Consider the following 25,347-nt stretch of genomic DNA (forward strand, 5'->3'; position numbering starts at 1 on the left):
TCGAACTCTCCGGGGTGCGAAGTGGGCGAAGTTAGCATAGATGCATGTCGGCCGACCCTCTTCAAGCCCTGCAGGCCGCGAGCCGTGGAGCGCAGCCCATCGCATCGGGCGAGGGCACGCTGCTGATCGCCGGCGCCACCGGCGCGCTGGGGCAGGAACTGGTGCGGCGCCTGGCGGGCCGGCATCGCTTCGACCACACGCGCGTGCTGGCGCGCGAACCCATTCGCGACGGCCTGCGCGGCGTCGAGACCCTGCTCGCACCGGTTGCGGAGATCGCGCAGTGGCCGCTCGTCGCGGCCGATACGGCGCTGGTCCTGTTCGAGCCGCCGCGTCTCTACTACGACCGCGAACGCGCGCTGTGGACGCCCGAGCCGGCGCAGCTGCCCGCGCTCGCCCGTTGGCTGCGGGCCTGCGGCGTGCGCACGCTGGCCATCGTGCAGCCGCACGACCAGGGCCGGCTGCCGGAAGCGCTGAAGCGAGGCCTCGCCAGCCTCGACGAAGAGGCGGTGGTCGCTCTGGGCTTCGAGCGCGTGATCATCGTGCGCTCGGCGCAGAAGCCCGCTGCGGCCCGCTTCGCGAATCCGGCCGAGCGGCTGGCGGCCTGGATGCTCTCCGTCGCCCGCTTCATGGTGCCGACCAGCGAGCAGCCGGTGCGCGCGACCAAGGTGGCGGAGCTGGTCGACGTCGCGCTGCGCATCGCGCCGCCGGGCGTGCACGTGGCCGCGCCCGAGCTGGTGTGGCAGGCGGCGCAGGGCGAGCTGCGCGCGGTGGCGGAGGGCTGGCTGCGTGCGCGCTAGCCGAAGCGCAGCGAGCGCAGCCCCACCGTCCGGTCCACCCACACCACCACCGCCAGCGTGAGCACGATGCTGACCGTGGACACGGCGGCCGCGGTCGGGTCGAAGTCCCAGCGCAGGTAGTCGAAGAGCTGCAGCGGCAGCGTCGTCATGCCGATGCCCTTCAACAGCAGCGACATGTTGAAGAGGTCGAAGGAGATCACGAAGGCGAACAGCGCGCCGGTGATGATGCCGGGCTTGATCAGCGGCAGCGTCACGCGCTGGAAGGCATGCCAGGGCGAGGCGCCGAGGCTGCGCGCCGCCTGCTCGAGCGAGGCGTCCTGGTTGTAGAGCGCCGACGCGACGTTGGTGAACACGTAGGGCAGGGTCACCAGCACGTGGCCGACCACCAGACCGAACATCGTGCGCGTGCCGATGCCGCTCGCATAGAGGAAGAACAGCAGCGCGATGGCGGTCAGGATCTCGGGCAGCATGAGCGGCATCATCAGCAGCATGCGCAGCGGCTCGCGCAGCCGCTGCGCATACCTCACCACGTAGAGCGCGCCGGCGATGCCGATGACCGAGGAGATCAGCGTCGCGATCGCCGCCAGCAGCAGCGAGCTGCGGATGGCGTGCATGAAGGCCTCGTTGACGAACAGCGCGCCGAACCAGCGCGGCGAGATGCCATGCGGCGGGAAAGTCATGAACTCGCCGGCGTTGAGCGACATCAGTACGATGATCGCGATCGGCAGCAGCAAAAAGGCGTAGACGGCGCCGACGTAGAAGAGGCCGAAGCCGTCGGCGATGCGATGCGACAGCGGTGCGCGGCGCGTCATGCCAGGCCCTTCATGAAGCGGCCGGTCAGCTTCCCATAGAGCGCCACCGCCGCCATGCCGCATGCCGTGAGCACCAGCGCCTGTGCCGCGCCGGAGGGCCACTGGAAGTTGTCGATCAGGTTCTGCACCACCAGCACCGACATGGTCTTGACCTGCGCGCCGCCGAGCATCATCGGCGTCACGTAGGCGCTCAGCGCCAGCACGAAGACCAGGATCGTGCCGGCCTGAATGCCGGGCCACGACAAGGGCAGCACGAGCCGCCAGAACACCTTGAGCCGCGAAGCGCCGAGCGAGCGCGCGGCCGCTTCGAGCGACGGGTCGATGCTTTGAATGACGCCGACCAGCGGCAGGATCATGAAGGGCAGGAACACGTGCACCAGCGCGATGGTCACGCCGAGCCGGTTGTTCATCAGCCGCAGGCCGGTCTCGACCAGGCCGAGGTCGAGCAGCACGCGGTTGACCACGCCGTTGCCCGACAGCAGGATCAGCCAGCCGAAGCTGCGCACCACCACGCCCACCAGCAGCGGCGAGAGCACCAGCACGTAGAGCGCGCTGCCCCAGCGCGAAGTCGTGCGCGCGAGGTGGTAGGCCACCGGGTAGCCCAGCAGCAGGCAGATCGGCGTGACGGTGAGGCCCAGGAGCAGCGTGTCGCCCAGCACGCCGAGCAGGTAGCCGTCGGAGAGCGCGCGGCCGTAGTTGGCGAGCGTGAGGCCCGCGCCGTAGGGTGCGCCGACGGCCGGCGGGCGCAGGCTCATCAGCACGATGTTGAGGTAGGGCAGAACCAGGAAGACGCCGATCAGCAGCAGCGCCGGCGCGATCAGCCAGAAGGCGCGGCGCGCGAGCGGCACGGCCTGCATCGCGCGTGGCACCGGTGCGGCGGAGGCGATGGCACTCATTCCTGCCCCGCGATGATCCAGGCGTGCCCCGGCTCGAAACGCATGCCACTCGAGGCGCCGGCCGCGACGCGCTGGCCCGGCGCGGTCTGCACCAGCAGCGTCTGGCCGCCCGCGCATTGCACCGTGTGCTCCACGCTGCTGCCGAGGAAGTAGCTGGTGGCCACCAGGCCCTGGTAGGGGCCGCTGCCGTCGAAGTGGATGGCCTCGGGCCGGATCGTGACGTGCACGGCCTGGCCGGGCGCGAGCGGCTGGTCATGGTCGGCTTCCACGGTGCCGAGCGCAGTCTCGATGCGAAAGCGCAGCCACGCGCCTTCGTCGGGCAGCTTCGACTCGACGCGGCCTTCGATCAGGTTCGAGCGGCCGATGAAGCGCGCGACATCGACGCTGCGCGGGCGCAGGTAGATCGCCTCGGGCACGTCGAACTGCTGCAGCCGCCCGCCCAGCATCACCGCCACGCGGTCGGACATCACCATCGCCTCGGCCTGGTCGTGCGTGACGTAGAGCGTGGTGATGCCGACGCGCTTGTGCAGCTCGCGGATGAAGACGCGCATGTCCTCGCGCAGCACCGCGTCGAGGTTGGCCAGCGGTTCGTCGAGCAGCAGCAGGCGCGGCTCGATCACCAGCGCGCGGGCCAGCGCCACGCGCTGCTGCTGGCCGCCCGAGAGCTGGCGCGGATAGCGCTCGGCCATGCTCGTTAGCTGCACCATCGCCAGCACCGCGTCGATGCGGCGCGCCATCTCGGCCTTGGGCACGTTGCGCATCTCCAGGCCGAAGGCGAGGTTGCGCCGCACCGTGAGATGCGGGAACAGCGCGTAGTTCTGGAACACCATGCCAATGTCGCGGCGCTCGGGCGGCAGGCCGGTGATGTCTTCGCCGTCGAGCAGCACCGCGCCCTCGTCGGGGTACTCGAAGCCGGCCACGCAGCGCAGCGTGGTGGTCTTGCCGCACCCGCTCGGGCCCAGGAGCGAGATGAACTCGCCGGGCTCGGTGTGAAGCTCCAGCGCGTGCAGCGCCGTCGTGGCCTGGAAGCTCTTGCAGAGCCCTTGCAGCGTGAGCCGCGTCATGCGGCGCGCGCGCACCGCGGCGGCCGCGTCCGAATCCGCCGGCCGCGTGCCGGCAGGCAGCACCGCGCTCACTTGATCTCCCGGTTCCAGCGGTCGGTGATGGCCGGCAGCTGCGGATTGACCTTGCTCCAGTCGAAACCGACGATCGAGGCCATGGCCTGGCCGCTGACCGGCACGTCGGCCGCCATCGCCGATGCCAGCTGCACCTTGGTGTTGGTGGGCGAGGTGAAGAATTCCTTGGCCATCATCTCCTGCACCTCGGGCTGCAGGATGAAGTTCAGGTACTTGTAGGCATCCTCCTTGTTGGGCGCGTTCTTGAGGATGTTGAAGGACTGCTCGAAGGCCACCACGCCCTCGCTCGGCACCACCATCTCGACCGGCACGCCCTTCTTCTTGAGCGCGACGATCTCGGGAAAGTCGATCACCGCCACCGTCACGTCGCCGCGCGTGAGCATGGTCGAGAGCGTGCCGCTCCAGTCGGCCTGCGTAAAGGGCAGCAGCTTCTTGATCTCGACGAAGGCGCGGTCGATCGCGTCCTGCGAGCCGCCGTAGATTTTGGCGGTCATCAGGAGGAACAGCATCGCGGCCGTGTTGCCGATCTGGTAGAGGCCGATCTTGCCCTTGAACTCGGGGTTGCTCCAGAGGTCGGTCCAGGACTTGGGCGGCGTCTTCACCAGGTCCTTGCGGTAGCCGATGCCGATGGTCGAGACGATGCCGCGCACGCCGTTGTCGCCCGGGTTGCGCAGGTTGGGGTAGACGTTCGCAAGGTTGGGCACCTTGGCCGCGGGGATGGGCTCGAAGTAGCCCTCGCCGCGCACCACGCTCGCGATGTTCTCGTTGACCATCAGCACGCTGTAGGGCGGCTTCTCGATGCCGGCGGCGCGCAGGTTGGCGATGAAGTTCTTGCCCAGGCCGACGTCGAGCGTGGGCTGCACGCCGCTCGTCTTGTCGAGCATCGGCAGCAGGTCGCTGCGCCAGAACTTCTCCCATCGGCCGCCGTAGGTGTTGACCACCAGCGGCGAGGCGGCGAACGAGGGCAGGGTGGGCAGCGCGAGGCCGGCGGCAGCGCCGAGGCTGCGCAGGAGGAGGTCGCGACGGTTTTGAAGAGCGAGCATGGGGAGCCTTTCAGGCGGCAAGTGGAAGGATCAGGCGGTGACGGCATCGCCGGTGGGCGCGCGGCGGTAGTCGTAGTTGCGGTTCAGGCGGTCGAGCAGGTAGTCGCCGTAGCGCACCGGCGCGTGCTTCGACGGGTTCGCCTCGCCGGTGCAAGTCGGCAGGCATTCGATCAGCGCGTCCATGCCCGGGTCGAAGAAGTAGGGCAGCGAATAGCGGTCGCCGCCGGAGCGGTTGATCACGCGGTGTGGCGTCGAGACGAAGCGCATGTTGGTCCAGCGCGCGAGCATGTCGCCGACGTTGAGCACGTAGGTGTCCGAGATCGGCGGCGCCTCGATCCAGTCGCCGCCGCGCGGGCGCACCTGAAGGCCGCCCGCGTCGTCCTGCGCCAGCAGCGTGATGACGCCATAGTCGGTGTGCGGGGCCGAACCGATCTGCTCGTCTTCCTGCGGCGGTTGCGGCGGGTAGTGCAAGAGGCGCAGGAAGGTGGTGGGATGGTCGAAGTGATGGTCGAGCGCATGCGCCGGCAGGCCGAGGCTCATCGCGATCAGCTGCACGATGTAGCGCGAGAGCGCATCGACCTCGGCGATGTAGCGCTCGATGCGCGGCTGCAAGTCCGGCACCCAGTCGGGCCACTGGTTGGGGCCCTGCAGCGGCAGGCCGGCGAGCAGCCGCGGGTCGTCCGGCGGCAGCTCGTGCATCAGCATCAGCGACTCGCTCATGTTCGGCCGCGTGACCTTGGCCACCGAGGAGGTGACGATGGTGGAGGTGGCCATGCCCATGTAACCGCGATGAAAGCCGTTGATCGCGATCGACTGCTTGCGTTCGAGCGGCGAGGCATGGAACTCGCGCGAGGCCTCGAAGGCCGCGTCGCGCGAGGCGGGCGCGACGTTGTGGCCCGCGATGTAGGCGAAGCCGATGGTGCTGAGCGCCTCGTACAGACGCGCCGCCGATTCGCGGGCCAGCGGCACCTCCGGGTCGATGTTGCCGTGCAGATCGATGAGGGGAATGGATGTCATTGGATAGCCTTCGCGCTGCGCGCTACGGTATTCGCCTTGGGAACGGCCCGGCGGCTCATGGATGAACTTCGAAGGAAAAGTACTGCTGCCAATGCGCCAGCAGATCCGCGGCCTCGACCACCAGCCCGAGGTGCAGCGACACCATGCTGAGTGCCGCGGCCTCGAGGTGCGCGTCGGTGCCGCGCACCAGGTCGCGCAGCACGATCACGCGGTAGTTGTGGTTGTTGGCGTCGAAGGCGGTGTTGAGCACGCAGCAGTCGGTGAAGCCGCCGTTGAGCACCACGGTGCGGATGCCCTGATTGCGCAGCAGGAAGTCGAGGTCGGTCGGGTAGAAGGCCGAGAGCCGGCGCTTGTTTTCCACGCGCAAATCGCCGGGCTCGACGCGCGTGACCCACTCGGTCCAGCGGCTGCCCTCGATCGCGTGCGCAGCGGCGTTCGGAATCTCGCCCACATGCAGCGGGAAGGTGCGCCGCCATGCGGCTGGAATGCCGCGCAGGTCGTCGGCGCCATCGGGTCTGAGCACCGATTTGACGTGCACGATGGGCACGCCCAGCGCACGGGCCTGGTCGTGGAAGGCGTCGATCGGCGCCACCAGCTCGCGGGCGCGCGGCGCCGGGCAAGGGCAGTCGGGGCCTTCGTCGAGATGGCCGCGGTGCATGTCGATCGAAATCACGGCGGTGGCGGCCGGGTCGAGGTAGTCGTCGAAGCCTGCGCCCAACTCGCGCGGCTGTTCGTAGACGTAGGCCTTCATCGCCTTTCCTCCCGCACATAGGGCACGCCCAGGGCGCCGGGCTCGCCGTCGCCGCCGCGCCGGGCCAGCGCCACCCAGACCATCACGCCCAGCGTCACCGCATAGGGCGTCATCAGCACGAAGTACTGCGGCAGCTGCACGCCGGCCGCGGCCAGCTGCGGGATCAGCGCCTCGATGCAGCCGAAGAGCATCGCGCCGACGAGCGCCTTCCACGGCGACCAGCGCGCGAAGATCACGAGGCCGACGGCGATCCAGCCGCGCCCGCCGGTCATGCCGGCGATCCACAGCTTGGTGCTGACCACCGAGATGTAGGCGCCGGCCAGGCCGACCAGCGCAGAGCCGGCCAGCACCGCCGCGAAGCGCCAGGCCGAAACCGAGAGGCCGGCCGCATCGGCGGCCTGCGGGTTCTCGCCCACGGCGCGCAGCCTGAGGCCCGCATCGGTGCGCAGCAGGAACCAGGTGACGGCGGCGAAGACCGGCAGCGTGAGCCAGACCATCGCGTTCTGCTGGACCAAGCGCCCGACGACGGGCAGCGAGGAGAAGGGCCACAGCGCCATCGTGCCGATGCCGGGCGTGGCCTGGTTGGTCCATTGGGCCAGCGTGCCGACCAGTGCCGTGAGCCCCTGGCAAAAGAACACGAGCGCGAGACCCGCGATCACCTGGTTGACGCGCAGCCAGATCACCATCACCGCGAACAGCAGCGAGACGACGGTAGCCGCGAGCATGGCCAGCAGCAGCGACACCGCCGGCTCGCCGAAGGCCAGCTGCGCGCCGATGCCGGCCAGCGCGCCGACCAGCATCAGCCCTTCGGCGCCGAGGGAAAGCACGCCCGCGCGCTCGCAGACGATCAGGCCCAGCGCGGCCAGCGCATAGGGCACTGCGAAATCCGGCGTGTTGGCGAGCCAGTTGAGGACGATGTCCATCACGCTGCTCCGGTGCCCACGCGGCGCAGGCGATGCCTGATGAAGAAGTCGCTCGACGCCACGCACACCACGATCACGGCCTGGATCAGCTGCACCATCGAGAAGGGCACCTGGTAGAACACCTGCAGGCTGCGCCCGGTCACGAACAGCGCCGCGACCATCAGCGCCACCACGCTGGCGGCCAGCGGGTTGTTGCGCGCGAGGAAGGCGATCAGGATGCCGGAGAAGCCATAGCCCTGGTAGAAGGCCTGCGTGAGCCGGCCCTCCTGGCCCGCAGCGACGGCGAAGCCCGCGAGGCCGGCCATCGCGCCCGAGAGCAGCACCGCGCCGTAGACGACGCGCGCCACCGGCACGCCGGCTGCATGCGCCATGCGCGGGTTGGCGTCGACGAAGCGCAGGTACAGCCCGGCGCGGCTCACGCCGACCAGCCACCATCCCAGCAACGCGACGATGGCGGCCAGCAGGATCGCGCTGTTCACGCCCGAGAAGAGATCGGGCAAGCGCTCGAAGGCGCGGAACTGCGGCGAATAGGGAAAGTTGTCCTTCGGGTCCTTCCAGCTGCCGTACACCAGGTGCAGCAGGAAGTTGGCCGCCATGTAGTTGAGCATCAAGGTCGAGATGATCTCGTTGACGCCCAGCCTGAGCTTGAGCAGCGCCGGGCCCAGCACCCACAGCAATCCGGCGGCCAGCGCGGCGACGAACATCAGCGGCAGGCGCAAGGAAGGCGGGCCGATCTCGAAGAAGGAAACGGCCGTGGCGCCGATCGCACCCCAGATCATCTGGCCCTCGAGGCCGAGGTTCCAGAAGCGTGCGCGAAAGGCCATCGCACCGGCCAGCCCGACCAGGATCATCGGCGCCGCCTGGAACAGCACGGCGCGGAAGTTCTGGCCATCGAGGAAAGTCTGGACGATGAACTCGTTCGCCAGCTCGCCGGCCGGCACGCCCGCGGCCACCAGGATGGCGGCCGAGAGCAGGAGCCCCACGCCGATGGCGGCGGCGAGGATCAGCGCCTGCCAATGCCAGGCCATGTGCTGGCGGATCTCGAGCGCATAGCGGCGCGCGGCCCAGGGTTGGCGCGCGGATGCCGCCGCCGGTGTGTCCGCGAGGTGCGTAATGGGCATCGCGAGCGAAGGCTCAGCCATGGTCCACCATCGCCTGGCCGATGGCCTGCCGGTCCGCCGGCTGCGCGAACTCGGCCACGATGCGGCCGCGCGTCATCACGCCCACGCGGTCGGCCAGTGCGAGCACCTCGTCGAGGTCCTCGCTGATCAGGAGCACGGCCGCGCCGGCATCGCGCGCGGCGCGCAGCCGTGCATGCACTTCGGCGCCGGCGCGCACGTCCAGCCCGCGGCTCGGGCTGTGGGCCAGCACCAGCGGCGGCGACTTGCCGAACTCGCGCGCCAGCACCAGCTTCTGCGCATTGCCGCCCGACAGCAGCGCAGCCTTCTGCGCGATCGAGCGCACGCCCTGCACGTCGAAGGCGGCGACGGCGGCTTGCGCGTCCTGGTCCATCTCGCGGCGCTTCAGGCGCCAGGCCGAGCCGTAGCGCCCGCTGTGGACCTGTCCGATGCCGTAGTTCTCGGAAACCGAGAGGCCGCCTGCGAGCGCGAGGCCGTAGCGGTCGGCGGGAATGGTCGCCAGCCCCAGTGCACGGCGCGCCGTCGTCGGCGTCGCCTTGAGATCGCCATGGCGATCGAGCGCGATCTCGCCTTCGGTCCGGCCCGGCAGGCCCATGATCGCGCCCGCCAGTTCCCCCTGGCCGTTGCCGCCGACGCCGGCCAGCCCGTAGATCTCGCCCGCGCGCAGGTCGAGGTCGATGCCGTCGAGCACGCGGCGGCCTTGCACTTCGGGCGAACGCAATCCGCGCACCGTGAGCCGCACCGGGCCCGGCCTCGCGCGCGTCGACCCGGCGGCGGGCGCGGTGATCGATTCGCCGACCGTGAGCCGGACCAGCTCGCCCACCGGCATCTGCTGCGGGTCGACCGTCGCGACCGTGCGGCCGCCGCGCATCACGGTCACGCGGTCGGCATGGCGCTTGACGTCGGCCATCTTGTGCGTGACCAGCACCACCGCCGCGCCGCGGCGCGCGAGCCCATGCACGGTCGAGAGCAGGCGCTCGGCCTCCTGGTCGGTCAGCACGGCGGTGGGCTCGTCGAGGATCAGGATGCGCGTGCCGGCCAAGAGCACCTTGAGGATCTCGACGCGCTGCTGCTCGGCCACCGACAGCCGGTCCACGCGCTGCGCCGGGTCGATGTCGAAGCCGAGTTCTCGCGCCTTGTCGTGGATCGCCTCTTCGACGCGGCGCAGGCGCTTGCCATGGCTTTCGAAGCGCTCGGACCGCGGCGCGGTCAGGAGGATGTTCTGCGCCACCGTGAAGGGCTGCACCAGCCGGAAGTGCTGGTGGACCATGCCGATGCGCGCCTTCGCCGCATCGCGCGGCCCGCTGAAGCGCACCGGGTTGTCGTCGACCGACATCGTGCCGGCCTCGGCCGCATAAAGGCCGGCCGCGATGTTCATCAGCGAGGACTTGCCCGCGCCGTTCTCGCCCAAGAGCGCATGCACCTCGCCCCAGCGCGCCGAGAAGTGCGCGTCGGTCAGCGCCGCAAATCCGTCGAAGGACTTGTGGATGCCCTGGAGCTGCAGCGCCGTGGTCATTTCTGCGTGACGACGCCCTTGACGAACCAGTCCATCTTCCAGAGATCGGCATCGGACAGCACGGCGCCCTTGGCGACGCGTTCCTTGCCGTCGCGGTCGGCCAGCGGGCCGGCATAGATCTGCTTGCCCTTGAGCAGCGCGTCGCGTTCTGCTGTGATCGCGGCGGCCTTGTCCTTCGGCACCCCGGGGCCGAAGCCCGCGATGTCGGTGCCGCCCGCGCTCATCGGAATGAAGGCTCCGTATTGCGCCGGCTTCCAGTTGCCGGCCATGATCTTCTTCAGCTCCGGCGTGAGGAACTTGTCCCACACCCAGACCGAGGAGCACAGCGTGGCCTTGGGCGCGAACTGCCGCAGGTCGCGGTGATGGCCGGTGCCGTAGACGCCGCGCTCCTGCGCCACGATCTGCGGCGTCGGGCTGTCGACGTGCTGGCCGATCACGTCGGCGCCCTGGTCGATCAGCGCGGCCGCGGCGGCGCGTTCCTTGACCGGGTCGTTCCACGAGCCGGTGTAGATCACGTTCACCGTGGCATTCGGGTTCATCTTCTGCGCGCCGAGCGCGAAGGCGTTGATGGTCCAGTTGACGACGCCGAAGGGGTTGGCCGCGACGAAGCCGAGCTTGCCGGTCTTCGAGGCTGCGCCTGCAGCCATGCCGCAGAGGTACTGGCTCTCGTAGGTGCGGCCGTAGAAGGATTCGAGGTTGGCGCCGTTGCTGGTGCCCGAGCCGTTGAGGAAGGCCACCTCGGGGTACTTGGCCGCGAGCTCCTTGAAGCTGTCGGAATAGCCGAAGGCGGTGCCGATGATGATGTTGGCGCCGCGCTGGATGAACTTCTCGGCTGCGGGCTTGATGGCGGATGCGTCTTCCGGCACGTTCTCGACGAACTGGATCTTCTCGCCCGTTTCCTTCTCGACCTTGATGCGCGCCTCGTCGAAGGCCTGCGTCCAGCCGCCGTCGTTCTTGGGGCCGAAGTACAGCATCGCGATCTTCGGCTTGCCCTTCAGGGTGAAGCCGTCGGCGGCCACCGCCGGGCCGATCAGCGCGGCGCCCGCGACAAGCGCGGCGACCGCGCAAGGAATCGATTTACGCAACATCACTCGGACCTTTCATCATGAAATTGATACGGAACACATTGCCCTCGGGGTCGAGCAGCACCGACTGGTACCAGTGGTAGTAGGTGACGTAGGGCGCCTTGACGAGCGTGGCGCCGGCGGCGACGGCGACCGGCACCATGCGGTCGACTTCCTCCTGCGAATCGACATCGATGTTCAGCAGGAACTTGACCCCGCGCGTGTCGGAGAACTCGGCCAGCTGCAAGAGCTCGTACGCATCGAAGGCGTTGAAGCCCAGCTTGGCCTTGCCCGCGTCGAGGCCGCGGAAGATCGGCGAGCGGATGGCCTCGATCTCGGGGAAGCCGAACACGCGCTGGTAGAAGCCGCTGAGCGCGACGACGTCTTTCGAGAAGACGTTGACGTAGGAAAGATGAGGCATGTTCAGGCTGTCACTTTGGTGCCACCGAAGGTCGTCTGTTTCAGGAACTTCGACTTCAAGTGGTCGCCGGAAGAGATCGGCGCGTACTTGGGCGCTTCGCCCGGCGCGAGGCAGCTCGGCAGGCACTCGACCATCGCGTCGTAGTTGGGCTGGTGGAAGAACACCAGCGACTGCCGGCGGTTGGTGGCGGCCGCATCCGGCGGCGGGTTGACCACGCGGTGCAAGGTCGAGACCCACAGGTCGTTGGTCCACTGCATCATGAGGTCGGCGATGTTCACCGCCAGGCCGCCTTCGACCATCGGCACGTCGACCCATTGGCCGGCCTTGTTGAAGACCTGCAGCCCCTTGTCGTCAGGCAGCACGACGGTGAGGCTGCCGTAGTCGCTGTGCGCGCCGGCGCGCAGCTGGCCGGGCAATGCAGCCTCGGTCTGCGGCGGGTAGCTCAGCACGCGGAACATGCTGATGTGCTTGTCGATCTTGTCGTCGAAGAAGGTCTCGGGAAGTTCCAGCGCGAGCGCGAAGATGCGCATCAGCGAACGCGAGAGATCGCTCATCGCCTCGAAGTACTCGTCGAAGGCCGGCTGGAAGCCCGGCAGATCGGGCCAGACATTGGGCTCGAAGTGCGGGCCGGCCGCAACGCCCCGGTGGTAGTCGTCGGCCGGCACATTGGAGGGACCGATGGAGAAGGACTCCTTCAGGTCGCCCGGCGCCGCTTCTTCGAGGCTGTACGACAACCCTTCCTCGCCCACCGCGCTGTAGCCGCGCACCGCGTCGTCGCGCGGGCGATCGACCTTGCGCTTGTCGGCCAGCGGCAAGGCGAAGAATCCACGCGAGACCGCGGAGACGCGCGCGATGAGTTCGGGGGCGATGCCGTGGTTGGTGATGACCAGGAAGCCGATGCTGCGGCAGGCCTCGTCGACCTTGCGCGCCACCTCGGCCTTGCCTTCGGGCGTTCCGGAAAAGAAGGGCGCCAGATCGATGATCGGTACGGACAGCAGGGTCATGCTTTCAATCCTTCGGTGTGACGGTGGCGGCGCTTCGACATGCAACGTCCATGCCAGTTGGACCAAATGGACAAATGCGCTTTGCTGCATCGGCGTGGTGCGCGGGCAGCGGTGCGGCACGGCGAATGCGTGCGCCGGGTGTTGCCATGGTGCGTACCATGGGCGGTATGGCTCGTGCATGCGGGCTGCATCGCAGACAACGAGAATCCCGGGTGGAGAAAGAAGCAAAGCAACACATGCCGAAAACTCGCAGCAGCATCAAGCCGCCGTCCGTGCTGGCCGTCGAAGCGCCGCCATCCAAGCGCGTGCATCCGAAGCGCGCGCCCGTGGCGCGCAGCGTCACGTCGGTGAACCGGCGGCTGCGCCAGATCGAGGACAAGCGCGCGGCGATCCTGCGCGCGGCGCTCGGGCTCTTCTCGCGCTTCGGCCTGCACGGCACCAGCGTCGACCAGGTCGCAGCGCGTGCGGATGTCTCGAAAAGCAACCTGCTCTACTACTTCGCCAACAAGGAGGAGCTCTACGTCTCGGTGCTGCGCGAGTTGCTCGCCGTGTGGCTGGAGCCGCTGCGCGGCTTCAGCGCCGAGCAGGACCCGCGGCAGGCGATTGGCGACTACATCCGGCGCAAGCTGGTGATCTCGCGCGACCAGCCCGATGCCTCGCGCCTGTTCTGCCTCGAGATGATCCAGGGCGCGCCGCTCTTGCGCGACGAGCTCGATCGCGAGCTGCGCGACCTGGTGACGCGCAAATCCGAAGTGATCCGCGCCTGGGTGGCCGCCGGCAAGCTCGCGCCGGTCGATCCGCATCACCTGATCTTCGCCTTGTGGGCCACCACGCAGCACTACGCCGACTTCGGCGTGCAGGTGCAGGCCATCACGGGCCGCACGCTGGACGACCCGGAGTTCTTCGAAGAGACGGTGGACAACGTGCAGCGCATCGTCTTGGGCGGCATCACCACGCGCTGAGCGCGCCGCGCGCTCAGTGCGGCGCGGCGACGATGTCGTGGTAGCGGCGGTCGAAGTAGATCAGGCCGTGCGCGGTGCCGCCGATCGAGATCGCAACGGCCTCGCAGAACAGCACGTCGTGGGTGCCCACCCGCGTCACCTGCGACACGCGGCAGTCGAAGGACACGGCCGCGTCCTCGAGCACCGGCGCACCGGTGCGCTTGCGGCTCCAGCGGCCCGCGGCGAAGCGCTCGTCCATCGGCGTCTTGCCGCCGAACAGGCCCGACAGCGCCTGCTGCCCCGCGGCCAGCGCATTCACGCAGAGCACGCCGTTGGCCTGGAAGGCCGGGTAGACCGAGGCCGAGCGATTGAGGCAGACCAGCAGCGTCGGCGGCTCGTCGGTCACGCTGCACACGGCCGATGCGGTGAAGCCGGCGCGGCCGCCGGGGCCGTCGGTGGTGATGACATGCACGGCCGCGCCGAGGCGGGCCATCGCATCGCGGTAGTCGCTCTTGGGCAAGGCGTTCATGGCGGCGGTGCTTTCCTCAGGCGAGCGCGCAGGCTTCTGCGAAGTCCAGGCGCGGCAGGCGGCCGAACAGCTTCGAAGGGTCGCCGTGGCCCAGGTTGATCAGGAAGTTGGTGGTCCAGGGCGTGCCGGTGAAGAAGGCGGCGTCGATCTTCGCCCTGTCGAAGCCGGACAGCGGCCCCGCATCCAGCCCCAGCGCGCGCGCGGCGAGCAGCAGGTAGGCGGCTTGCAGCGTGGCATTGCGAAAGGCGGTTTCGCGGGCGGCCTCGACGCTGCCGGTGAACCAGCTTCTGGCGTCGGCATGCGGGAACAGCGTGGGCAGCTTGTCGTAGAAGGCGCTGTCCCAGGCCGCGATCACGGTGACCGGCGCGCTCATCGTCTTCGCCAGATTGCCCTTCGACAAGGCCGGCGCCAGGCGCGCCTTGCCCTCGGGCGTGCGCACGAAGACGAAGCGGCCCGGTGAACAGTTGGCCGAGGTCGGCCCGGTGCGCGCCAGCGCGTAGACCTGTTCGAGCAAGGCGTCGGAGACCGGCTCGGAGCGCCAGCCGTTGTGCGAGCGGGCCTCGGTGAAAAGAAGTGCCAGGGCGGCGTCGTCCAGGGAGGGTTTCATGCGGGGACTCCAGGTGCGCCCACGCGCGCCAGGAAGGCGAGCAGGCTGCGGTTGAAGAGCTCGGCCTCGGTCACGCTGTGTGCATGGCCGCCATGGGGCACGCACTCGAGGCTCCCGTGAGGCAGGCCCTCGGCGAGGCGCTGCGAGCAGGTCCAGGGGACCAGCACGTCGTCGGTGGCGGCTGCCACCAGCGCGGGCGCAGCGATCTCGGCCAGCCGCGCGTCGACATCGAAGGCGCGCAGCGCGCCGATGCGCGCGCGCATGTTGGCCTCGCCGGGGAAATGCGCGAGCGCATGCTCGACTTCGTCGGCCACGCGCTGCGCGTGGGCGGCGCACCAGGCGGCGGGGTAGAGAAAGATGGGCTGCGCCTCGACATAGGCGCGTGGGCCGCAGGCGCCGAGCAGCGCCAGCCGCGCGTCGAAGCAGCGGGCCGAATGCGGATTGGGCTTCGACCACGCGTTGACGAGCACGAGGCTGGCCACGCGCGAGGGTGCGTCGAGCGCGAGCTGCAGGCCGACCAGGCCGCCGAGCGCGTGGCCCATCAGGTGGCAGCGTGGCGTCGAGGTGGCGTCGAGGATCTCGATCAGGTCGCGCGCCATGTCGGCGATCGCATAGTCGGCCTGCAGGTCGGCAGGGCTGCGGCCGGTGCCGCGCTGGTCGTAGGCGATCACGCGGTGGCCGGCCCCGATCAATGCAGCGAGCTGCGGCTGCCAGAAGCCCGCCGAGCCGCCGAGGCCCGAGGACAGCAGCACGGCCTCGCCCTCGGCCGGCCCGTGCACCTCGTAGTGCAGCGGCATGCTCAGGCCTTCTTGCCCACGTGCGCGATCGAGGCGATCTCGATCAAGGCGTCGGGCTTCACCAGGCCGCACTGGATGCAGTAGCGCGCCGGCTTGGTGCCGGGGAAGAACTCGGCATAGACCGCATTGATCTTCGCGTAGTCGGCCCAGTCCTTGATCATGATCATGTTGAAGGTCACATCGTCCATGCTGCCGCCGGCGGCCTCGACCACGCCCTGGATGGTGGTGAGCACATGGCGCGCCTGCGCGCTCGCGTCGCCGACATGGACCACGTTGTTGTCCTTGTCGAAGGGCAGGGTGCCCGACACGTAGAGCACGCCGTCGGCGAGCGTGCCGGGAACGTAGGGTGCGAGCGGCACGCCGGTGCCGGGCGGGATGATGGCTTGCTTGGGCATGGTTCGTTGCTCCTTTCGGGAAAGTGAAATCAGGCAGTAGCCGCTTCGGCCGCTGCAGGTTGGGTGGCGGCCTCGGGCGCGAAGGTGCTGCAGAAATCGTCGACCTTCGAGACCCAGCCGAAGAAGGTCTCGACGTTGTAGACCGCGGCCCGCTGGATAGCGGGCCCGCCGAGCTCGTGCGTTGCGTCTTCGAGCATCACGGCGAAGTACTCGAGGTGGAAGGCGTCGCGCAGCGTGGACTCCACGCACACGTTGGTGGCAATGCCGGTGAAGACCAGGTTGCGGATGCCGCGCGCGCGCAAGCTGCTGTCGAGCGTGCTGTTGAAGAAGCCGCTGTAGCGGGTCTTGGGGATGACGATGTCGCCGGCTTGCGGCCGGAGCGAATCGACCAGCGCGTAGTCCCAGCCGCCCTTGGCGAGGAACTTGCCTTGCAGCTCGGGCTTCTTGCGCATGGTCTTGAGCGCGTTGGACTTGTACCAGTTGGGCGAGCCGGGGCCGCCGGCTTCCACGTAATCGGGGTCCCAGCCGTTCTGCAGGAACACGACCAGCATGCCGGCCGCGCGCGCGGCGGCGATGGTGCGCGCGATGTTGGCGATCACGCCCTGCGCGCCCGAGATGTCGAAGCCGGCGGTATCCACATAGCCGCCAATCGAGGCGTAGGCGTTCTGCATGTCGACGACGATCAGCGCCGAGTTGGCGGCATGCAGCGCCAGCGGTTCGGGCCGGGCGGGCAGCACCAGCGGCGCGGGCGCGCCCGGTGCGTTCGGCACGCCCGCCGGCGTGCTGGAGGCGATGGTGGTGTTCTTCATGGCGGGGTCACTTCGAATCAGGCGGCCAGGCGCTCGACGGCGACGCGCGAAGGCACGGGGCTCGCGATGTGCGTGCGGCTTTTCATCAGCGGCTGGATGTGCTCGCCGAAAGCCTCCACGCCGAGCACGAAGTCGTCGAAGGTCAGCAGCACGCCTTCGGTGCCGGGCACCTCGGCGACTTCGTCGAGCAGGCGCGCCACCGTCGCATAGGAGCCGACCAGGGTGCCCATGTTGATATTGACCGCCGAGGTCGGGTCGGCCATCTGGCGCACGTTGGTGTCGGCGCCCGACTTGGTGTCGGCCGCGCTCTGCTGCGTGAGCCAGGCCAGCGCTTCCTGGTCGGCGCCGGCCTTGTAATGCGCCCACTTGGCGCGCGCGGCTTCGTCGGTGGCATCGGCGATCACCATGAAGAGCACGTAGGAGGTCACGTGGCGGCCGGTCTTCTTCGTCGCCTCGATGAGCTTCTCGGCCGCCGGCGCAAAGGCCTTGGGCGTGTTGACGCCCTTGCCGAAGCAGAAGTTGTAGTCGGCGTACTTCGCGGAGAAGTCCATGCCGGCGTCGCTCTGGCCGGCGCAGATCACCTTCATGTCGGCCTGCGGCTTCGGGCTCACGCGGCAGTCGTCCATCTTGAAGTGCTCGCCCTTGAAGTCGGACTGCCCGGTGGTCCACAGCTCGCGCAGCACCTGCACGTATTCCGACAGGTACCGGTAGCGGGTCGCAAAGAATTCGTCGCCGGGCCACATGCCCATCTGCGAGTACTCGGGCTTCTGCCAGCCGGTGATGAGGTTGAGCCCGAAGCGGCCGTTGGAGATCGAGTCGATGGTGGAGGTCATGCGCGCCACGATGGCCGGCGGCATGACCAGCGAGGCCGCCGTGGCGAAGAGCTTGATCTTCGAGGTGACGGCGGCCAGCCCGGCCATCAGCGTGAAGCTTTCTAGGTTGTGATCCCAAAACTCGGTCTTGCCACCGAAGCCGCGCAGCTTGATCATCGAGAGCGCGAAGTCCACGCCGTAGTGCTCGGCCTTCTGCGTGATCTGCTTGTTGAGTTCGAAGCTCGGCTTGTACTGGGGGGCGTTCTCCGAGATCAGCCAGCCGTTGTTGCCGATGGGGATGAAGATGCCGACGTTCATGCGTTGCGCTCCTGGACCGAAGGTGAGGGATGGGCTGTGGGCGCAACGCCGAAGGACGCGCGCCGACGGTCTTATGCATAGGCCGTGCCATTTGGCTAAGTCTTTTAAAATCAACCACTTACAGGTTTCCGTCGATCGAAATTGGACCAAATGGTCCAAAATGGAGCGTTTGGTCTGTGCGGTCGTGGCCGGCTTTGGTGCAAGGTCCCCGCACAATCACCGTCAGTTGCCTGTTTCCTCTGCCATGCCCAAGACCAAACTCCGCGCCGCTGCCGCCGGCGGCACCGCCGACGACGTCGAGGCCGCCTTCTACGAAGCGCTGCAGCGCGGCGATATCGATGCATTGATGGTCTGCTGGGCCGACGAGGACGAGGTGTTCTGCGTCCATCCCGGCGGCCCGCGGCTGGTGGGCACCGAGGCGATCCGCGCCGCCTTCGAGCACATGTTCGCCAATGGCGCGATCCACGCCACGCCGGCACGCGTGCGCCGGGTCGAATCGCTCGCGAGCGCGGTGCACAACGTGCTGGAGCGCATCGAGGTGCTTACCGCCGAGGGGCCGCGCCATGCCTTCGTGCTGGCCACCAACGTCTATCACAAGACCGCCCAGGGCTGGCGCATGGTGGCGCACCATGCAAGCCCGGGCAGCGTGCACGCGCCCGAAGACGAGGACGACGCTGCCCCCCAGACGCTTCACTGACATGCAATACGTCGCGCCCCTCTGGCTGCCCGGCGGCAACCTCCAAACCATCTGGCCCGCGCTCTATGCACGGCGCGTGGAGGCCCCTTTGCCGGCCTATCGGCGCGAGCGCTGGGGCACGCCGGACGGCGACTTCATCGACGTGGACTTTCTCGATGCGGCCGGTTCCGGGGCGAAGCCGCTGCTGATCCTGTTCCACGGCCTCGAGGGCTCGTCGAAGAGCCACTACGCCGAGGCTTTCGCGGCCTTTGCGATGGTCCGCGGATGGGACTATGCGGTGCCGCATTTCCGCGGCTGCAGCGGCGAACTCAATCTCGCGCCGCGCGCCTACCACTCGGGCGACTATGAGGAGGTCGGCTGGATCCTCGGGCGCTTGCACGCGCAGCATGGCGGGCCGATGCTGGCGGCAGGTGTCTCGCTTGGCGGCAATGCGCTCTTGCGCTGGACCGAAGAGGCGGGTGACGAGGCCTCGAAGCTGGTCAGCGCCGTGGCCTCGATCTCGGCGCCGCTCGACCTGGCCGCCGGCGGCTCGGCGATCGGCCGCGGCTTCAACCGGCTGGTCTACACGCGCATGTTCCTGTCGACCATGAAGCCCAAGGCGCTGGCCAAGCTGGCCCAGCATCCGGGCCTGTTCGACCGCGACAAGCTCCTCGCGGCGCAGGATCTCTACGCCTTCGACAACGTGTTCACCGCGCCGCTGCACGGCTTTCGCGACACCGACGACTACTGGACGCGGGGCTCGGCCAAGCCCCATCTGCACGCGATCCGCATTCCCGCGCTGGCGGTGAATGCCACCAACGACCCCTTCGTGCCGGCGGCCAGCCTGCCGCGCCAGGACGAGGTCGGCCGCCACGTCACGTTGTGGCAGCCGGCCCATGGCGGCCATGTGGGCTTTCCGCTGGGCGCGCCGCCCGGCCATGTGCGCGGCATGCCGGAGCGCGTCGGCGGCTGGCTTGCACAGCATTTGAGCGCTTGAACTACAGCCGCGCGGCCCGATCCGCGCCAGAATGAGCGCCATGGACGACATCGTCAAACAGGCGCTCGCCAAGTGGCCCAACGTGCCGCACTGCTACGGCTGGCTCGGCCTGGACGCGCGCGGCAACTGGTACATGCGTGACGACCGCACCCAGGCCATGGGGCCTTTTCCGGTGGCCAAGGGCTCGCTGCTCAAGCACGACAAGCTGATCGATTTCATCCAGCGCAACTACGAACACGACGAGCGCGGCCAGTGGTTCTTCCAGAACGGCCCGCAGCGCGTGTACGTCGAGCTCGAAGCCGCGCCGTGGATCTGGCGCGTGGCCGAGGACTTCTCGGTGCGTTCGCACAGCGGCTTGGGCGTAGAGCCCTCGGCCTGCCTGCTCGACGAGGAGGGCAAGCTCTACCTGGTGGCGCCGCTCGGCCTCGGGCTGGTCCATACGCAGGACGTGGGCGTGGCGGCCGAGGCGGTCGAAGCGGGGCGCTGGGCGCCGGAGAACGTGCGCGCCGCGGAACTGCCTGCGCGCTTCGGCCATGTCATGAGCCCGGCCGCGGGCCAGCCGGTCAAGCCGCCGGCGCCCTGAATCCATCTCGCGCGCCAATGAAAAAGAGCCCGCATGCGGGCTCTTTGTTCGAGGGGGTGCAGGCCTTCTTACTTGGCCGCTGTTGCAGCCGCCGGCGCGGCAGCGGCATTGGACGCCGCGCCCTCGGGTGCCGCCGCCGCGGGACGGTCCGGCACCGGGAACTTGGCGCCGCCCGAATTGGCCAGGTAGACCACCGCACGGCCGATCTCCACATCCTCGAAGTCGCCGCCGCCCTGCGGGGGCATGGCGCCCTTGCCCTTGAGCGCATGCTCGAGCAGCGTGGCGTAGCCCTGGCCGATGCGCGGGCCCCAGGCCGCGGCATCGTTGAGGTGCGGAGCGGTCGGGATGCCGGGCGCGCCGTGGCAGGCCACGCATTGCGCCTTGAACACGGCTTCGCCGGCGGCGAGCGGCCGGTTGGCATCGCGGATCTCGATCGAGCCGACCTTCTTGAGGCGTTCGGCAATCTCGCGATCGCGCGCTTCCTTCGACACGCCGTAGAGAGACATGTTGTCGCCTTGCGCATCGCCCGAGGGATGGGTGCCGGAGACCACGTAGGAGACGAGGCCCGCGATGATCAGGATGGGAGCGATGAACGAGAAGAAGACCGCGAGGAGCAGCTGTTTCGGGTTCTTGATCGGGCCGGTGTGGGCGTCTTCTGTGGCCTGGTAGTGCGGGTCGTCGCTCATTGGCGTCCTCAATATCGGGGGCTCTTCGGGGGCGTTTTCGAAATCAACCGGCGATTATAGAGAGGCGCCCCGGGGGCGCCTCTCTGACCCTCTCATCGTGTAGCCCAGCCGCCGCCCAGTGTCTTGTAGAGCGCAACCTGGCTCTGCAACTGCAGCAGCCGGGTCTGCACCGCCGCCTGCTGCACGCTGTAGAGCGAGCGCTGCGAATCGAGCAGGTCGAGTGCGCTCGCGATGCCGTTGCGGTAGCGCAAATCGGAGAGCTTGAAGCGGACCTCCTCGGCGTTCGATTGCGCGCGCAGGGCCCGCAGCTGCTCGCCGAGCGTGGCGCGGCCGGCCAGCGCGTCGGCGACCTCGCGGAAGGCCGTCTGGATCGACTTCTCGTACTGCGCCACCGCGATCTCGCGGCCGGCCCGTGCCGAATCCAGCCCGGCCTGGTTGCGGCCCGCATCGAAGATCGGCAACGTGATCTGCGGTGCGAAGGACCACGCCTTGGAGCCCTTGTCGAAGAGGCCCGAGAACTCGCTGCTCGCGGTGCCGATCGACGAGGTCAGCGTGACGCGCGGGAAGAAGGCCGCGCGCGCCGCGCCGATGTTGGCATTGGCCGCGATCAGCTGCTGCTCGGCGGCGCGGATGTCGGGCCGCTCGCCCAGCAGGTCGGAGGGCAGGCCGGCCGGCAGGTCCGGCATCGGCGCGATCGCATCGAGACCGCGGCCGCCTTCGGTGGCCGCGGCCGGCACCGGCGCGCCGAGCAGCAGGGCCAGCGCGTTCTCGTCCTGCATGCGCAGGCGCTGCTGCTCGGCGTAGGACGCACGCGCGGACTCGGCCAGCGTGTCGGCAAGGCGGAGGTCGATCTCCGAGACCACGCCGCTGTCGAAGCGCATGCGCGTGAGCTTCTGCGACTCCTCGCGCGTTGCCAGGGTCTGGCGCGTGAGCTCGAGCAGCTGGTCATCCGCGATCAGCGTGAGCCAGCCGCTGGCGACCGCGCCGATCAGGCTGATCTGCGCCGCCTTGCGCGATTCCTCGGTGGCGAGGTACTGCGCCAGCGCCTGCTCCTTGAGGCTGGCGACGCGGCCGAAGAAGTCGAGTTCCCAGGCGGTGATGCCTAGGTTGACCGAATAGCTCGATGCCACGCTGCCGCCCACGCCTATCGCCTGGAGCGCGTTCGGGCTCGAACGCGAGCCGCTGGCCGTGAGATCGAGCGCGGGAAACTGGGCCGCGCGCTGGATCTGGAACTGCGCGCGCGCCTGCTCGATGTTGAGCACGGACACGCGCAGGTCGCGGTTGTTGGCCAGCGCGGTCTCGATCAGCTTGGCGAGGCGCGCGTCGGTGAAGAAGTCCTGCCAGGCGAGCGTGGAGGCGGGCGATTGCGCGCTGCTGGCGGGCTGCGCACCCGGGTAGACGGCCGGCACGGGCGCGGCAGGGCGCTCGTACGCCGGGATGAGCGAGCAGCCGGCCAGCACCATGGCTGCGGCGCCGGCCAGCGCGGTGGAGACGAATTTCTTTTTAGTCATGGGCTGGGGCCTCCTCGATGCCTGCGGCTTGCGCGTGGCGCTTGTCGACCTCGTGCTGGCGCTCGCTGCCCTTGAACAGGCTGCGCACGACCACGAAGAACACCGGCACGAAAATCACCGCGAGCGCGGTGCCGGTCACCATGCCGCCGATCACGCCGGTGCCGATCGCGCGCTGGCTCGCCGAGCCCGCGCCCGTGGCCAGCACCAGCGGCAGCACGCCGAGGCCGAAGGCCAGCGAGGTCATGATGATCGGGCGGAACCGCAGATGGGCGGCGGCCAGCGCCGACTCGACCACGCCCTTGCCCTGCGCCTGCAGGTCCTTGGCGAATTCGATGATCAGAATCGCGTTCTTCGCCGACAGGCCGATGATGGTGATCAGGCCGACCTGGAAGTACACGTCGTTCGAATAGGCGCGCAGCAAGGTCGCGAGCAGCACGCCCAGCACGCCCAGCGGCACCACCATGATCACGGACAGCGGAATCGTCCAGCTCTCGTAGAGCGCGGCCAGGCACAGGAACACGGCCAGGATCGAGAAGGCGTAGAGGATGATCGCCTGCGCGCCGGCGAGCTTCTCTTCGCGCGACTGGCCGGTCCATTCGTAGCCGAAGCCCGGCGGCAGCTGCGCGGCGAGCTTTTCGATCTCGGCCATCGCCGCGCCCGAGCTGGAGCCCGGCGCGGCCGAGCCCGAGATGCGCACCGCGGGGTAGCCGTTGTAGCGCACCGTCTGCTGCGCGCCGGTGATCCAGCGCGTGCTCGCGAAGGCCGACAGCGGCACCGGCTCGCCCTTGGTGTTGCTGGCGTTGAGCCTGAGCAGGTCGTCAGGTTGCATGCGCGCCGGCGCGTCGGCCTGCACCACCACCCGCTGCAGGCGCCCCTGGTTCGGGAAGTCGTTCACGTAGGTCGAGCCCAGCGCCGTCGACATCGTGCTGTTGATGGCGTCGAAGCTCACGCCCAGCGCGTTCGCCTTGTCGCGGTCGATCTCGATCTGCAGTTGCGGCGCGTCTTCCAGGCCGTCCGGGCGCACCTGCGTCAGGATCGGGCTCTTGCCGGCCATGCCGAGCAGCTGGTTGCGCGCGTTGACCAGCGCCTCGTGGCCGGCGCCGCCGCGGTCCTGCAGGCGGAAGCTGAAGCCGCTGGCGTTGCCGAGCTCGGGGATGGGCGGCGGCGACAGCGGGTAGATGAAGGCGTCGCGGATGCCCGACAGCGCCCCGAAGGCGCGGCCGGCCACCGCCTCGGCCGAATGGCTCGGGTCGTGCCGTTGCTCCCAGTCCTTGAGCGTCACGAAGGCGAGGCCGGCGTTCTGGCCCTGGCCCGAGAAGCTGAAGCCCAGCACCCCGACCATGCTCTCCACCTCGGGCTGCTTCAGGATGTACTTCTCCACATCCTGCATCACCGACAGCATGCGCTCCTTCGTCGCACCCGGCGGCAGCTGCACGTTGACGATGATGTAGCCCTGGTCTTCCTGCGGCAGGAAGGAGGTGGGCAGCTGGCGGTAGACCAGCACCACGGCGCCGATGATGGCCACGTAGATAACCAGGTAGCGCGCCGCGCGCTTGAGGATGCGCGCCACCAGGCTCTCGTAGCCCTTGGCGGTACGGGCGAAGCTGCGGTTGAACCAGCCGAAGAAGCCGCGCTTCTCGTGGTGGTGGCCGGCCTCCACGGGCTTGAGCAGCGTGGCGCACAGAGCCGGCGTGAGCGACAGCGCCATGAAGGCCGAGAAGGCGATCGAGGCCACCATCACCGCCGAGAACTGGCGATAGATGTTGCCGGTGGAGCCGGCGAAGAAGGCCAGCGGCACGAACACCGAGATCAGCACCACCGTCACGCCGATGATGGCGCCGGAGATCTGGCGCATCGCCTTGCGCGTGGCTTCCAGCGGCGAGAGCCCCTCCTCGCTCATGATGCGCTCGACGTTCTCCACCACCACGATCGCGTCGTCCACCACGATGCCGATCACCAGCACCATGCCGAACATGGTCAGCACGTTGATCGAGAAGCCCAGCGCCAGCAGGATGCCGAAGGTGCCCAGCAGCGCGATCGGCACCACCATTGTCGGGATGAGCGTGTAGCGCCAGTTCTGCAGGAACAGGAACATCACCAGGAACACCAGCGCCACCGCCTCGAACAGCGTCTTCACCACCTCGGTGATGGAGATGTTCACGAAGCGCGAGCTGTCGTAGGGGATGGTCCACTTCACGCCTTGCGGGAAGTAGCGTTCGAGCTCGGCCATCTTGGCGCGAATCGCCTTGGCCGACTGCAGCGCGTTGCCGCCGGGGGCGAGCTGCACGCCGATGCCCACCGCCTGCTCGCCGTTGAGCCGCGCCGAGGTCGAGTAGGCCTGGCCGCCGAGCTCGATGCGCGCCACGTCCTTGAGCCGCACGCTGGAGCCGTCGGTGTTGGCGCGCAGCACGATGTCGCCGAACTGCGAGGTCGAGGTTAGCTGGCCGTTGACCACCACGGTGGCCGCGATGGCCTGGCCCGCCACGTTGGGCAGGTCGCCGATGGTGCCCGAGGAGACCTGCGCGTTCTGGGCGCGGATCGCCGCGTTGACCTCGGCCGCCGACAGGTTGTAGCCCTGCAGCCTGGCCGGGTCGATCCAGATGCGCATCGCGCGCTCGGTGCCGAAGAGCTGGGCCTGGCCTACCCCGGCCACGCGCTGCAGCTCGGGCACCACGTTGCGCGATGCGTAGTCGCCCAGCGCCGTGGTGTCGATCGCCGGGTTGTCGGAGGACAGCATCGCGAACAGCAGGAAGTTGTTGCGCGACTTGTCCACGCGCACGCCCTGCTGCGTCACGGCCGCCGGCAGCCGCGGCGTGGCGCGCGACAGCCGGTTCTGCACGTCCACCTGGGCGAGATCGGCGTTGGTGCCAGTCTCGAAGGTGATGGTGATGGTGCCGGTGCCGTCCGCCTGCGCCACCGATTCCATGTAGATGAGGCCCGGCGAGCCGTTCATCTCGCGCTCGATGACCGAGAGCACGCTGTCCTCCAGCGTCTGGGCCGAGGCGCCGGGATAGGCGACGTTGACGACGATGGCCGGCGGTGCCACCGGCGGGTACTGCGCGATCGGCAGCTGCGTGATGGACACGGCGCCCACCACGATGACGAACAGCGCGATCACCCACGCGAAGATCGGGCGGTCGATGAAGAATTTGGCCATGCGGGGACGC

26 protein-coding genes are annotated in these 25,347 nt (G+C 68.8%); 5 read left to right on the forward strand and 21 right to left on the reverse strand.

Features of this window, described 5'->3' with window-relative positions:
* Positions 1-44 precede the first annotated feature (44 nt).
* Positions 45-797, forward strand: coding sequence for a hypothetical protein (locus ACSQ9I_RS02545; protein WP_436312172.1), 753 nt, complete (start codon positions 45-47; stop codon positions 795-797).
* On the opposite strand, the gene ACSQ9I_RS02550 is transcribed toward ACSQ9I_RS02545, so the two are convergent.
* The 12 genes from ACSQ9I_RS02550 to ACSQ9I_RS02605 are packed head-to-tail and all read right to left on the reverse strand — an operon-like array spanning position 794 to position 12,519.
* Complete coding sequence (locus ACSQ9I_RS02550) at positions 794-1,609, reverse strand: ABC transporter permease (protein WP_436312173.1); 816 nt, start codon at positions 1,607-1,609, stop codon at positions 794-796. The genes ACSQ9I_RS02545 and ACSQ9I_RS02550 overlap by 4 nt on opposite strands.
* Positions 1,606-2,505 (reverse strand): ABC transporter permease, encoded by a 900-nt coding sequence (locus ACSQ9I_RS02555; protein ID WP_436312174.1) that lies wholly within the window; start codon positions 2,503-2,505, stop codon positions 1,606-1,608. The genes ACSQ9I_RS02550 and ACSQ9I_RS02555 overlap by 4 nt, the downstream gene beginning before the upstream one ends.
* Complete coding sequence (locus ACSQ9I_RS02560) at positions 2,502-3,641, reverse strand: ABC transporter ATP-binding protein (protein ID WP_436312175.1); 1,140 nt, start codon at positions 3,639-3,641, stop codon at positions 2,502-2,504. The genes ACSQ9I_RS02555 and ACSQ9I_RS02560 overlap by 4 nt, the downstream gene beginning before the upstream one ends.
* Positions 3,638-4,684, reverse strand: coding sequence for an ABC transporter substrate-binding protein (locus ACSQ9I_RS02565; RefSeq protein WP_436312176.1), 1,047 nt, complete (start codon positions 4,682-4,684; stop codon positions 3,638-3,640). Before ACSQ9I_RS02565 ends, ACSQ9I_RS02560 begins: the two co-directional genes overlap by 4 nt.
* A 30-nt stretch (positions 4,685-4,714) precedes the next feature.
* A complete protein-coding gene (locus ACSQ9I_RS02570) occupies positions 4,715-5,701 on the reverse strand; it encodes an isopenicillin N synthase family dioxygenase (protein ID WP_436312177.1) in 987 nt (328 codons plus the stop codon).
* A 55-nt stretch (positions 5,702-5,756) separates the two neighbouring features.
* Positions 5,757-6,452: a cysteine hydrolase family protein gene (locus tag ACSQ9I_RS02575; protein WP_436312178.1), complete on the reverse strand. Its 696-nt coding sequence runs from the start codon at positions 6,450-6,452 to the stop codon at positions 5,757-5,759.
* Positions 6,449-7,375: an ABC transporter permease gene (locus ACSQ9I_RS02580; protein ID WP_436312179.1), complete on the reverse strand. Its 927-nt coding sequence runs from the start codon at positions 7,373-7,375 to the stop codon at positions 6,449-6,451. Before ACSQ9I_RS02580 ends, ACSQ9I_RS02575 begins: the two co-directional genes overlap by 4 nt.
* Entirely contained in the window at positions 7,375-8,517 is a 1,143-nt protein-coding gene (locus ACSQ9I_RS02585) for an ABC transporter permease (protein ID WP_436312180.1), read from the reverse strand. The genes ACSQ9I_RS02580 and ACSQ9I_RS02585 overlap by 1 nt, the downstream gene beginning before the upstream one ends.
* Positions 8,510-10,030, reverse strand: a complete 1,521-nt coding sequence (locus ACSQ9I_RS02590; RefSeq protein WP_436312181.1) for an ABC transporter ATP-binding protein — start codon at positions 10,028-10,030, stop codon at positions 8,510-8,512. Before ACSQ9I_RS02590 ends, ACSQ9I_RS02585 begins: the two co-directional genes overlap by 8 nt.
* On the reverse strand, positions 10,027-11,118 hold the full coding sequence (locus ACSQ9I_RS02595; protein WP_093104933.1) for a BMP family ABC transporter substrate-binding protein: 1,092 nt from the start codon (positions 11,116-11,118) through the stop codon (positions 10,027-10,029). The genes ACSQ9I_RS02590 and ACSQ9I_RS02595 overlap by 4 nt, the downstream gene beginning before the upstream one ends.
* Positions 11,108-11,515: a VOC family protein gene (locus ACSQ9I_RS02600; RefSeq protein WP_436312182.1), complete on the reverse strand. Its 408-nt coding sequence runs from the start codon at positions 11,513-11,515 to the stop codon at positions 11,108-11,110. The genes ACSQ9I_RS02595 and ACSQ9I_RS02600 overlap by 11 nt, the downstream gene beginning before the upstream one ends.
* A 2-nt stretch (positions 11,516-11,517) precedes the next feature.
* Entirely contained in the window at positions 11,518-12,519 is a 1,002-nt protein-coding gene (locus ACSQ9I_RS02605) for an isopenicillin N synthase family dioxygenase (RefSeq protein WP_436312183.1), read from the reverse strand.
* 236 nt (positions 12,520-12,755) lie between these two features.
* Here ACSQ9I_RS02605 and rutR point away from each other — a divergent pair, with 236 nt between their 5' ends.
* Positions 12,756-13,481, forward strand: coding sequence for an HTH-type transcriptional regulator RutR (rutR, locus tag ACSQ9I_RS02610; RefSeq protein WP_436312184.1), 726 nt, complete (start codon positions 12,756-12,758; stop codon positions 13,479-13,481).
* A 13-nt stretch (positions 13,482-13,494) separates the two neighbouring features.
* Here rutR and rutF read toward each other — a convergent pair whose 3' ends face one another.
* From rutF to rutA, 6 genes are read right to left on the reverse strand one after another with little or no spacing between them, the layout of a single operon-like run.
* Positions 13,495-13,989 (reverse strand): NADH-dependent FMN reductase RutF, encoded by a 495-nt coding sequence (rutF, locus tag ACSQ9I_RS02615; RefSeq protein ID WP_436312185.1) that lies wholly within the window; start codon positions 13,987-13,989, stop codon positions 13,495-13,497.
* 16 nt (positions 13,990-14,005) lie between these two features.
* Complete coding sequence (locus ACSQ9I_RS02620) at positions 14,006-14,596, reverse strand: malonic semialdehyde reductase (RefSeq protein WP_436312186.1); 591 nt, start codon at positions 14,594-14,596, stop codon at positions 14,006-14,008.
* On the reverse strand, positions 14,593-15,393 hold the full coding sequence (gene rutD / locus ACSQ9I_RS02625; RefSeq protein WP_436312187.1) for a pyrimidine utilization protein D: 801 nt from the start codon (positions 15,391-15,393) through the stop codon (positions 14,593-14,595). Before rutD ends, ACSQ9I_RS02620 begins: the two co-directional genes overlap by 4 nt.
* 2 nt (positions 15,394-15,395) lie before the next feature.
* Positions 15,396-15,788 carry a pyrimidine utilization protein C gene (rutC, locus tag ACSQ9I_RS02630; protein ID WP_436312188.1) on the reverse strand — a complete coding sequence of 131 codons (393 nt, stop codon included), beginning with the start codon at positions 15,786-15,788 and terminating at the stop codon, positions 15,396-15,398.
* 29 nt (positions 15,789-15,817) lie between these two features.
* Positions 15,818-16,597 carry a pyrimidine utilization protein B gene (rutB, locus tag ACSQ9I_RS02635; protein WP_436312189.1) on the reverse strand — a complete coding sequence of 260 codons (780 nt, stop codon included), beginning with the start codon at positions 16,595-16,597 and terminating at the stop codon, positions 15,818-15,820.
* 17 nt (positions 16,598-16,614) lie between these two features.
* Positions 16,615-17,727, reverse strand: coding sequence for a pyrimidine utilization protein A (gene rutA, locus ACSQ9I_RS02640; RefSeq protein WP_436312190.1), 1,113 nt, complete (start codon positions 17,725-17,727; stop codon positions 16,615-16,617).
* A 244-nt stretch (positions 17,728-17,971) separates the two neighbouring features.
* On the opposite strand from rutA, the gene ACSQ9I_RS02645 reads away from it, so the two are divergent.
* The 3 genes from ACSQ9I_RS02645 to ACSQ9I_RS02655 are packed head-to-tail and all read left to right on the forward strand — an operon-like array spanning position 17,972 to position 19,983.
* Positions 17,972-18,424, forward strand: coding sequence for a YybH family protein (locus ACSQ9I_RS02645; RefSeq protein ID WP_436312191.1), 453 nt, complete (start codon positions 17,972-17,974; stop codon positions 18,422-18,424).
* Position 18,425: 1 nt separating this feature from the next.
* On the forward strand, positions 18,426-19,400 hold the full coding sequence (locus ACSQ9I_RS02650; protein WP_436312192.1) for a YheT family hydrolase: 975 nt from the start codon (positions 18,426-18,428) through the stop codon (positions 19,398-19,400).
* Between the two features lie 40 nt (positions 19,401-19,440).
* On the forward strand, positions 19,441-19,983 hold the full coding sequence (locus ACSQ9I_RS02655) for a DUF2946 family protein (RefSeq protein WP_436312193.1): 543 nt from the start codon (positions 19,441-19,443) through the stop codon (positions 19,981-19,983).
* Positions 19,984-20,051: 68 nt separating this feature from the next.
* Here the strand turns inward: ACSQ9I_RS02655 and ACSQ9I_RS02660 are convergent, their stop codons facing one another.
* The 3 genes from ACSQ9I_RS02660 to ACSQ9I_RS02670 all read right to left on the reverse strand — a co-directional run bounded on the left by ACSQ9I_RS02660 (position 20,052) and on the right by ACSQ9I_RS02670 (position 25,337).
* Positions 20,052-20,669, reverse strand: a complete 618-nt coding sequence (locus ACSQ9I_RS02660) for a c-type cytochrome (protein WP_436312194.1) — start codon at positions 20,667-20,669, stop codon at positions 20,052-20,054.
* Positions 20,670-20,761: 92 nt separating this feature from the next.
* Entirely contained in the window at positions 20,762-22,180 is a 1,419-nt protein-coding gene (locus ACSQ9I_RS02665; RefSeq protein ID WP_436312195.1) for an efflux transporter outer membrane subunit, read from the reverse strand.
* Positions 22,173-25,337, reverse strand: a complete 3,165-nt coding sequence (locus tag ACSQ9I_RS02670) for an efflux RND transporter permease subunit (protein ID WP_436312196.1) — start codon at positions 25,335-25,337, stop codon at positions 22,173-22,175. The genes ACSQ9I_RS02665 and ACSQ9I_RS02670 overlap by 8 nt, the downstream gene beginning before the upstream one ends.
* Positions 25,338-25,347: the final 10 nt, after the last annotated feature.

It is taken from the genome of Variovorax sp. LjRoot84 (assembly GCF_964254305.1).
Classification (GTDB): domain Bacteria; phylum Pseudomonadota; class Gammaproteobacteria; order Burkholderiales; family Burkholderiaceae_C; genus Variovorax.

Coding starts and splice junctions, on each gene's coding strand:
- ACSQ9I_RS02665 (WP_436312195.1), bottom strand. CDS start 22,180: ATGACTAAAAAGAAATTCGTCTCCACCGCGCTGGCCGGCGCCGCAGCC.
- ACSQ9I_RS02655 (WP_436312193.1), top strand. CDS start 19,441: ATGGACGACATCGTCAAACAGGCGCTCGCCAAGTGGCCCAACGTGCCG.
- ACSQ9I_RS02565 (WP_436312176.1), bottom strand. CDS start 4,684: ATGCTCGCTCTTCAAAACCGTCGCGACCTCCTCCTGCGCAGCCTCGGC.
- ACSQ9I_RS02600 (WP_436312182.1), bottom strand. CDS start 11,515: ATGCCTCATCTTTCCTACGTCAACGTCTTCTCGAAAGACGTCGTCGCG.
- ACSQ9I_RS02545 (WP_436312172.1), top strand. CDS start 45: ATGTCGGCCGACCCTCTTCAAGCCCTGCAGGCCGCGAGCCGTGGAGCG.
- rutF (WP_436312185.1), bottom strand. CDS start 13,989: ATGAACGCCTTGCCCAAGAGCGACTACCGCGATGCGATGGCCCGCCTC.
- ACSQ9I_RS02590 (WP_436312181.1), bottom strand. CDS start 10,030: ATGACCACGGCGCTGCAGCTCCAGGGCATCCACAAGTCCTTCGACGGA.
- rutC (WP_436312188.1), bottom strand. CDS start 15,788: ATGCCCAAGCAAGCCATCATCCCGCCCGGCACCGGCGTGCCGCTCGCA.
- ACSQ9I_RS02605 (WP_436312183.1), bottom strand. CDS start 12,519: ATGACCCTGCTGTCCGTACCGATCATCGATCTGGCGCCCTTCTTTTCC.
- ACSQ9I_RS02620 (WP_436312186.1), bottom strand. CDS start 14,596: ATGAAACCCTCCCTGGACGACGCCGCCCTGGCACTTCTTTTCACCGAG.
- ACSQ9I_RS02580 (WP_436312179.1), bottom strand. CDS start 7,375: ATGGACATCGTCCTCAACTGGCTCGCCAACACGCCGGATTTCGCAGTG.
- ACSQ9I_RS02595 (WP_093104933.1), bottom strand. CDS start 11,118: ATGTTGCGTAAATCGATTCCTTGCGCGGTCGCCGCGCTTGTCGCGGGC.
- rutA (WP_436312190.1), bottom strand. CDS start 17,727: ATGAACGTCGGCATCTTCATCCCCATCGGCAACAACGGCTGGCTGATC.
- ACSQ9I_RS02585 (WP_436312180.1), bottom strand. CDS start 8,517: ATGGCTGAGCCTTCGCTCGCGATGCCCATTACGCACCTCGCGGACACA.
- ACSQ9I_RS02570 (WP_436312177.1), bottom strand. CDS start 5,701: ATGACATCCATTCCCCTCATCGATCTGCACGGCAACATCGACCCGGAG.
- ACSQ9I_RS02650 (WP_436312192.1), top strand. CDS start 18,426: ATGCAATACGTCGCGCCCCTCTGGCTGCCCGGCGGCAACCTCCAAACC.
- ACSQ9I_RS02670 (WP_436312196.1), bottom strand. CDS start 25,337: ATGGCCAAATTCTTCATCGACCGCCCGATCTTCGCGTGGGTGATCGCG.
- ACSQ9I_RS02550 (WP_436312173.1), bottom strand. CDS start 1,609: ATGACGCGCCGCGCACCGCTGTCGCATCGCATCGCCGACGGCTTCGGC.
- rutB (WP_436312189.1), bottom strand. CDS start 16,597: ATGAAGAACACCACCATCGCCTCCAGCACGCCGGCGGGCGTGCCGAAC.
- rutD (WP_436312187.1), bottom strand. CDS start 15,393: ATGCCGCTGCACTACGAGGTGCACGGGCCGGCCGAGGGCGAGGCCGTG.
- ACSQ9I_RS02660 (WP_436312194.1), bottom strand. CDS start 20,669: ATGAGCGACGACCCGCACTACCAGGCCACAGAAGACGCCCACACCGGC.
- ACSQ9I_RS02555 (WP_436312174.1), bottom strand. CDS start 2,505: ATGAGTGCCATCGCCTCCGCCGCACCGGTGCCACGCGCGATGCAGGCC.
- ACSQ9I_RS02645 (WP_436312191.1), top strand. CDS start 17,972: ATGCCCAAGACCAAACTCCGCGCCGCTGCCGCCGGCGGCACCGCCGAC.
- rutR (WP_436312184.1), top strand. CDS start 12,756: ATGCCGAAAACTCGCAGCAGCATCAAGCCGCCGTCCGTGCTGGCCGTC.
- ACSQ9I_RS02575 (WP_436312178.1), bottom strand. CDS start 6,452: ATGAAGGCCTACGTCTACGAACAGCCGCGCGAGTTGGGCGCAGGCTTC.